We start from the raw sequence: 7,095 nt of genomic DNA, 5'->3' as shown, positions 1-7,095 counted from the left end.
TCGTTCTCGCGGCACACCTGCCGGCAGATGTCGCGCACCCGCAGTCGCAATGCCCCGGTCAGCACCTTGTAACGGTATTTGGTCGACCAGACGATGTGGTAGCGGTGATAGAAGACGCAGTGTTTGCTCCAGGGCGTGGATACTTAAGTGAAGAATATGGCGGAGAGACAGTCCGCCTGCATCTAACTTATCTGCGCACACCTGAACGCACACGAGCACGTAATGATAATCTAACATCTTGTTATTGAGTTAAAAGTTATTTGACTGTGTCTCACTACGTAGCATATCCTCTTGGCCAATCGCATTTTTATAAATGGGTTGGTAAATGGGTATAGCCACAAGCCGGAGGATCACGCGTGCCACGTAAAGCCAAGGAACTGTCACCGCTGGAAGTCTCGCGACTGACGAGCAACGGGCTGCACTTCGTCGGTGTGGTGCCGGGGCTGGCGCTGCAAGTCAGGGGCGATGCGCGCTCGTGGATATTGCGCACAAGGGTCGGGGGTGTCGTACGCGATATTGGACTTGGTGGTTACCCGGGCGTAACGCTCGCTATGGCCCGCGAGGCGGCGCGTGAGACGCGCCAGCAGATCGCTCAAGGGGTTGACCCCATACAGGTGCGTAAAGATCAGCAGGACGCGCTGAGAGCGGCTCAGGGCAAGCGCTTGACGTTTGCCGACGCTGTCCGACAGTTCCTCGCCGACAAGGAAATAACGTGGCGCAACGCCAAGCATCGGCAGCAGTGGGAAAACACCCTCAATACTCACGCGTTCCCGGTCTTGGGCAAGTTGGCTGTGAAGGACATAGAACTGGCACACGTGCTGCAGGTGCTACGGCCTATCTGGAAGACCAAGACGGAGACGGCGTCCCGGGTGCGGGGGCGGATCGAGAATGTGTTGGACTGGGCCAGAGTGCACGGGTACCGCGATGGGGAGAACCCGGCCCGTTGGAAGGGCAACCTCGATAAGGTTTTGTCTACCCCAAGCAAGGCAAAAACCGTACGGCATCACGCCGCGCTTCCGTACGCGGAGGTTGGCGCGTTCATGGCGACGTTGCGTGAGCGTTCAGGGACCGCTGCACTTGCGTTGCACTTCGCCATTCTGACCGCTGCAAGGTCGGGCGAGGTACGCGGTGCCACGTGGCGTGAAATTGACCTCAGCAAAGGCGAGTGGACCATACCGTCCAATCGCATGAAGGCGGGCAAGGAACATATCGTTCCTCTGTCTTCGAGAGCGCTGGAAATACTGCGACACCTTCCGGCTGGCCGCGATGACGAGATCATCTTCAAGGCTCCAAGGGGAGGCGTGTTGTCTGACATGAGCCTCGGGGCAGTCCTCAAGCGGATGGGTGTGCCTGCCACGGTGCACGGGTTCAGGAGCACATTCAGGGACTGGGCGGGCGAAACTACCAGCTTCCCGCGCGAAGTGATCGAACACGCACTTGCTCACAAGCTGAAGGACAAGGCAGAGGCGGCCTATGCGCGCGGTACGCTATTCGAGAAGCGCCGGAGGCTGATGGACGCTTGGGCGGCATATTGTGGTCAGGTGATTGTACCGGATTCGCGGGGTGCGGAGGTTCTGCAGATTGGGCGGCAGCATGGCTAAGGTGTCACCATCTCTTGAGGAGTTGCTGATACCAAAGGCGGGGATTGATAAGTCGCCCCCGCAAGGTGACTGGGACCTTGCCAGCAGCCATGCGCTGCGAAAGCGGATCGACGCCAGTATGCGCGAGTTCGTTTCGATCTCTTCTAAAAAATCGTTCCGGGGCATTTCAAAGCTCAAGCGTGTCCTGGGGACTGCAACCTACGAGTACCTTCTGGATGAGCTGGCGGAAGCGGGCAAGAAATTCACTGCCGAGTCGTTGGACTTAAACGGTCGCAAATCCGGCGGGCAGCGCAAACCGGAAGTGCAGATGTTGTGCTATGATGTGCAGGAGGCTCTCACGGCGGCCTTCGGTGAGGAAACGCTCGTTTGGCAAGCCGCGGACCGAATGCAGCAGTCTTTTGCCTTGGTGGTGTCCCGAATCATAGCTGCCAGAGTAGGCAAGCCACTCTCCGCGCACCTGAGAGATACCCTCAAAAAAGCGCGGGACATAGAACGTATCTGAGCCTGCAGCACAATACAACCATAGGCGGTAGAAGAATCGGCGTTGGGCGAACCAACCGGCCTATATGGGCGGGCGCGCCCCTCTTAGTATGAGCCTCATTGATACCCCATACAGGATCGTGGAGGCTCTATGACAAAGTTCTTCGACCTCAATGACTTACTGCGACAGGACCCCAATGGTGCGCGGATTGTCCCGGTCAGTAAGGCCACGCTCTACCGTATGATTGCTGAAGGTCGGTTCCCGAAGCCCAAGCGGCTCGGGAAGCGCTCTGTTTGGACTGACCAAGAAATTCAGCAGTGGCGAGAGCAGTGGCTTGGAGGCTCCGATGGGTGAGGGTGGAACGGTCAGCATCACGACCGAACTACTGGCCGGGATCGAGGGAAACTTCGACCAGTTGAAGCCCGAAGTAGACACCATCTCGGAGAAGAACCGAAAGTTTCGGCAGGCGTTCGGTCTGGTGGAAGTTTCACGTGGCATCATCCCGGCCTCGTCATTTGAGGCGCGCTGGCCGGGCTGGGAAGTCAGCATGTTGCTTAGCGATCCTGAGGTGAAGGCACGGATCGAGGAAATCGGGGGGCGACCTGATCTGCAGGTCCTCGCTCAGCAGAAGCTCACGGCACAGACACTCGATACCGCGCTTGAGGTCATCACGGCCCGGCTCAAGGAAGCAGACTGCGGTATCCATCACGCAAGAGATGTCGCTGAGTTGGCAATCAAACTGGACAACTCGCGTGGAAGCCCCAAGGCCCAGCCTGCACCAAGGAGGCGGAGCTTCAATCTCATTGCTCGCATCGCCACGGTGGTCAGTCCCGAGTACCCGGATGGGTTGGGGGTGCAAGTGGCAAGCATTGAGGGCGCGCTGGCGCTGTTTCGTGCCATGCGCTGCGTGGAGATAGACGAGTTCCGTGCTGTCTGGGCTCAGTTGCAGGAGAGCCTGTTTGTTGGCGCGCTCACACTGGAGGGGTGGTGATGGATTCTTCCAAATGGCAGGGGAAGTGGACGCTCTTCGCTAACAACTGGTCTACTTGGCCGGTCGAAGAGGCTGAGGGAGGGTTCGGCGACTTGTGCCAGAGTTTGGCACCGCCCAGCGGCCCGACTGTAACTCAGGATAAGAAAGGGTCAGTCCAGTATTTTATACCAGCCCCCCTCCAAGTCGCCCCTCTCATTGGCAAGACGTTGGAACGCGCCAAGAGGAAAGGGTTGCCACAAGAGGGCAAGCAGCGGTCAGCGCGACACGTAACCAAGGCCCGGATTGTTGTTGTCGATCTCGACGGTGTCCCGGGGGAAGACTTCAAACGTTACTTGCGGCGGCTTGGGGATGGGGGGATCGCGTTTCTGGCCTATTCGAGCCATTCGCACGGCGATCCGCGCAAGCGCGGTGTGCGCAGCCGGATAGTTGTCCCCGTGGACGTGCCCCTTGCCAGCGACGAATATAGGCGAGCAGCGAGTGGCCTGCAGGCTCTCTATTTTGGCGGGCAGGCAGATCAAACCGGACTTAGGCTAAGCCAGCAGCAAGGCGTTTGGGCAACGAGCCCGGCTTGGCGAGATCGGGCGTTCAGGATCGCGACGACGGGACGCGTGTTGTGCGGTGCGGAGTTGATAGCGGCATGTCCGGCTCCCAAGCACCGACACGGTAATCGGCTCGGCAAAAGTATGGTGAACCCATTTGCCGCGGCTTGTGAGCCTGTCGTTTTCGATGTGCAGCGGGTCAGCGCAGCACTTAAGTGGATCGACCCGATTCCTTACACAACATGGGTCGATACTGCCCTGTACCTGAAGGGGGCTTATGGTGATGAGTCGTTCGGCTCATGGCTTAAGTGGACCAACTCAGCCCCGGACAGTGTGACGGCGGGCAACACCGACGATTACGCCCCCGAGGTGGTGTGGGAACATCTCGACCCGGTCCTGCCACCAGAGGCAGGAGCAGGGGCGCTGTTCGCCGCTGCAAGGGCCGAGGCTGATGCGGTCACAAGGCAGGCGATTGAGGCGGGTTCTTGGCTGGCGCGGCAGCAGGAAGCGGTCGGGTATTTGATCGCCCACCACAACAAATTCTTCCACGCGAACTACGGAGGACTGCTGCATGTCTGACATGGAGAAGCTCGCCAAGATATTCAACGGCGTGGACGACATGGACATTTTCCCCGAGGACAATACGGTCTCGGAGGGCAGTCCGGAGGGGGCAGAACACCCATGCACCACGCTCGCTGAAGTCGTTGACCTGCAGCAAAAAAAGCTTGGGTTGAACGGCGAGGATTTGGCCCTCGCGCAGTTCGCTGACCATTTCGTGTCGATTGAGGGCGGCAAGGCCTTCATTTACCGCGAAATCAAAGAACCGGGGGGCAGGGTCGAACTACAGAGAATGTCCGTCAAGGCGTTCCACGAGCTGCACGCGACTAAGCGCGTGACGACTGCGAAGGGCGTGCAAGCCACATCGCGCGTGTGGTTCAGTTCTCCCGGGCGCAGGACGTATACCGGCGGGCTGGAACTGCTTCCCGGCGAGAACGCGCCCGATGGCGTCTACAATCTTTGGAGTGGGTTTGGCTGCGAACCAGATCAGACTGCGACCGCGCGCGACATACGCCTAGCGCTATGGCACCTAAAGTATGTGATTTGCGGTGGTGACCAGGTCGCTTACAGGTACCTTCTTTGTTGGTTGGCCTCTTGCGTGCAGAACCCGGGCCGACAGGCCGAGGTCGCTGTCGTAATGATAGGCGGACGTGGTACCGGCAAAGGCACCGTTGGCGGATGGCTCATGGACCTGTTTGGACAACACGGGCTGCCTATCCAAAGTGCGGATCACCTGACGGGTCGATTTAACGGTCACCTCAAGAGCGGGGCGGCTCTGTTTGTCGACGAGGCGTTTTTTGCAGGGGACCACAAGGGGAACAACAAGCTTAAAAGCCTCATCACCGAGGACACCCTTCTGCTGGAGGACAAGCACGTCTCGGCCTTCACCGTCAAGAACCGGCTCAAGATCATGATGGCCACTAACGCAGACCACGCGATTCCAGCCGGGATAGATGAGAGGCGCTTCTTCGTGACGCAGGTATCGGACCGTGTGAAGCAAAACCATGACTATTTCGCGGAGCTCAGATGCTGGTGGCAAAGCGGTGGCAACCGGGCGTTTCTGGCGCTGCTGCAGAGGATTGACCTGAGTAGCTTCAATATTCGCAGGGTTCCCCAGACTAAGGCGCTTGGGCAGCAGAAACTGGAGTCCCTGCATGGGCTCGATGAGTGGCTCTACGAGCTTCTGCAGGGGTCGGAGTCCGACTGGAAAACAGACCGCACAGCCGAAGAGCTTGCCCAGCTCTTCAGGTTCTTTTGTCAGGAAAAGGGGTACCGGTACGAGAAAACATCTCCAAAGGCTGTGGGTAAGGGCATCCGGAAATGGCTGAACGTGGAACGGAAACGGGGAAAGCCGCCCAAGCGTGAGTGGTTTCTGGCTCTTCCAGAGTTGGACGAGGCCCGCCGTCAGTTCGCCGAGAAGATCAACGTGGACATTGACTGGGATGTTTAGTGTCCGACCTACCCCAGTTGTCGTGGAGTGGCGGCAGGGCCTGCCGGGCTTCTGCGGCAGTTTGCACGCAAGGAGGGGCGATCTGTCCCATTTTTGGCGCATCTGTCCCATTTGGCTACAGAGAAATGGGACAGTGTTGCCCCTTACATTTAAGGCTGAAACACCCCCCGTCCCATTTGTCCCATTTGTCCGGTTAGATTTTATAGAAACCATAGAAGGGGGGCCCCCCCATACCCATATACAGAAAAAGTTCAGGGGCAAAAAGACCGGACAAATGGGACGGATCGGCGCAAGTGGCTGTAAAGGAAGGAAAAACACTGAGCCCCAAATGGGACAAAAACGCCCAATCCGTCCCATTTAAATGGGACGCGTCACCCACGCCAAGGACAGGGAGCACAAGTGCTTGGTATCATTCATCTGTCTTGGCCGAGCAAAGAAAGGACACGACCATGCGCAAACGCCTGACGCAACTCCATAACGACGATTTCCACTGTGTTTACACAGACGCGCTGGACGAGGCGATTGACGATCTGATCGTCAGTACCGAAGCTTACTACTGGACTTTCCTAGAGGGCACAGACAGGAATGAGCAAAACTACCACGCGATGATGCACGCTGCGGCCCGCATCTCCGGGGCCGTTGCATCACTCGGCCTTTCAGACCCCGGTGTGCCGGTGTGGGTCGAAGACCCAGACAATGTCCCCGACTCCGTAATGAAGGAGTTCGTCCGCAGGCCCTATCTACCCACTCCGTGCGATTGACGAGATACTCTGGGCCAACACTATAAACCCATGGGTCCTAGGGGCTCTCGGGTTGCGGCTTTGTCAACTGGCTGGGCGTGTTGTAAATCTCTAGGCATGACTCTTACGGGAATCCCTAAATCCGGCTTTGGGTTTGAAACAACGGTGCGATATGTGATGTTGCTGCGCCCAATGAGAACGGAATAATGTCGATGACCAACCGCCCAGAGATCGAGCAGGTAGACCATGAAACCCCTGACCAGCGTGACGAACTACTGGCGAGGCTGAAGTCATCAGTTCCAGAGGCGTTTTCTGACGGTAAGCTAGATGTTGAGGCGCTGCAGGCCCTGCTCGGCGACAACGTGGCAGACGGGCCGGAACGGTTTACGCTCAATTGGGCGGGCAAGCGGGATGCGATGGCGATGCTGCAAGCGCCGTCTTCCGCCACGCTGGCTCCCGACCCGGACAACAGCATCAACTTCGATGACGCGCAGCACGTCTTTATCGAGGGCGAGAACCTTGAGGTGCTCAAGGTACTCTACCGGTCCTATTTTGGCCGGGTGAAGCTGATCTACATCGACCCACCTTACAACACCGGTAACGATTTCAGATGTGGCTGCGCAAATCTGAACAGCTGGGATAAGTGGATTTTCCGCGCAACAGCAGCATGATGCTGCAAGCGAGGAGATGACCATGACAAGACGACCGCGCCGGAATCACAGCCCGGCATTCAAG

Annotated in this window: 9 protein-coding genes; 8 read left to right on the top strand and 1 reads right to left on the bottom strand. The window is 58.0% G+C overall.

The window, feature by feature from the left end; genetic code table 11:
- A partial coding sequence (locus tag C6W92_RS17195; protein ID WP_206735560.1) for a transposase occupies positions 1–95 on the bottom strand: 95 nt, incomplete at its 3' end.
- Positions 96–356: 261 nt separating this feature from the next.
- Between C6W92_RS17195 and C6W92_RS17190 the strand changes: the two genes are divergently transcribed.
- From C6W92_RS17190 to C6W92_RS17155, 8 genes are all read left to right on the top strand, one after another.
- Complete coding sequence (locus tag C6W92_RS17190) at positions 357–1,601, top strand: site-specific integrase (RefSeq protein WP_129435334.1); 1,245 nt, start codon at positions 357–359, stop codon at positions 1,599–1,601.
- Entirely contained in the window at positions 1,582–2,103 is a 522-nt protein-coding gene (locus C6W92_RS17185) for a hypothetical protein (RefSeq protein ID WP_129435332.1), read from the top strand. Before C6W92_RS17190 ends, C6W92_RS17185 begins: the two co-directional genes overlap by 20 nt.
- Before the next feature lie 129 nt (positions 2,104–2,232).
- A complete protein-coding gene (locus tag C6W92_RS18210; protein ID WP_129435330.1) occupies positions 2,233–2,436 on the top strand; it encodes an AlpA family phage regulatory protein in 204 nt (67 codons plus the stop codon).
- A complete protein-coding gene (locus C6W92_RS17175; protein WP_129435328.1) occupies positions 2,429–3,073 on the top strand; it encodes a hypothetical protein in 645 nt (214 codons plus the stop codon). The genes C6W92_RS18210 and C6W92_RS17175 overlap by 8 nt, the downstream gene beginning before the upstream one ends.
- 206 nt (positions 3,074–3,279) lie before the next feature.
- The gene (locus C6W92_RS17170) at positions 3,280–4,191 is read left to right on the top strand and encodes a hypothetical protein (RefSeq protein WP_129435326.1); all 912 of its coding nucleotides are present in this window, start codon (positions 3,280–3,282) and stop codon (positions 4,189–4,191) included.
- Positions 4,184–5,620, top strand: a complete 1,437-nt coding sequence (locus C6W92_RS17165) for a DUF5906 domain-containing protein (RefSeq protein ID WP_129435324.1) — start codon at positions 4,184–4,186, stop codon at positions 5,618–5,620. Before C6W92_RS17170 ends, C6W92_RS17165 begins: the two co-directional genes overlap by 8 nt.
- A 449-nt stretch (positions 5,621–6,069) precedes the next feature.
- A complete protein-coding gene (locus C6W92_RS17160) occupies positions 6,070–6,381 on the top strand; it encodes a hypothetical protein (protein ID WP_129435321.1) in 312 nt (103 codons plus the stop codon).
- A gap of 185 nt (positions 6,382–6,566) precedes the next feature.
- Entirely contained in the window at positions 6,567–7,031 is a 465-nt protein-coding gene (locus C6W92_RS17155; protein ID WP_129435319.1) for a hypothetical protein, read from the top strand.
- Positions 7,032–7,095 lie beyond the last annotated feature (64 nt).

Origin of the sequence: Roseovarius sp. A46 (assembly GCF_004126395.1) — a bacterium.
Classification (GTDB): domain Bacteria; phylum Pseudomonadota; class Alphaproteobacteria; order Rhodobacterales; family Rhodobacteraceae; genus Roseovarius; species Roseovarius nitratireducens.
This window is presented reverse-complemented; position numbering and strand designations above follow the sequence as displayed.

What these genes read in the sequence shown, in the direction of transcription:
- C6W92_RS17175 (WP_129435328.1), top strand. Translation starts at nt 2,429, where the DNA reads ATGGGTGAGGGTGGAACGGTCAGCATCACGACCGAACTACTGGCCGGG.
- C6W92_RS17160 (WP_129435321.1), top strand. Translation starts at nt 6,070, where the DNA reads ATGCGCAAACGCCTGACGCAACTCCATAACGACGATTTCCACTGTGTT.
- C6W92_RS17155 (WP_129435319.1), top strand. Translation starts at nt 6,567, where the DNA reads ATGTCGATGACCAACCGCCCAGAGATCGAGCAGGTAGACCATGAAACC.
- C6W92_RS17165 (WP_129435324.1), top strand. Translation starts at nt 4,184, where the DNA reads ATGTCTGACATGGAGAAGCTCGCCAAGATATTCAACGGCGTGGACGAC.
- C6W92_RS18210 (WP_129435330.1), top strand. Translation starts at nt 2,233, where the DNA reads ATGACAAAGTTCTTCGACCTCAATGACTTACTGCGACAGGACCCCAAT.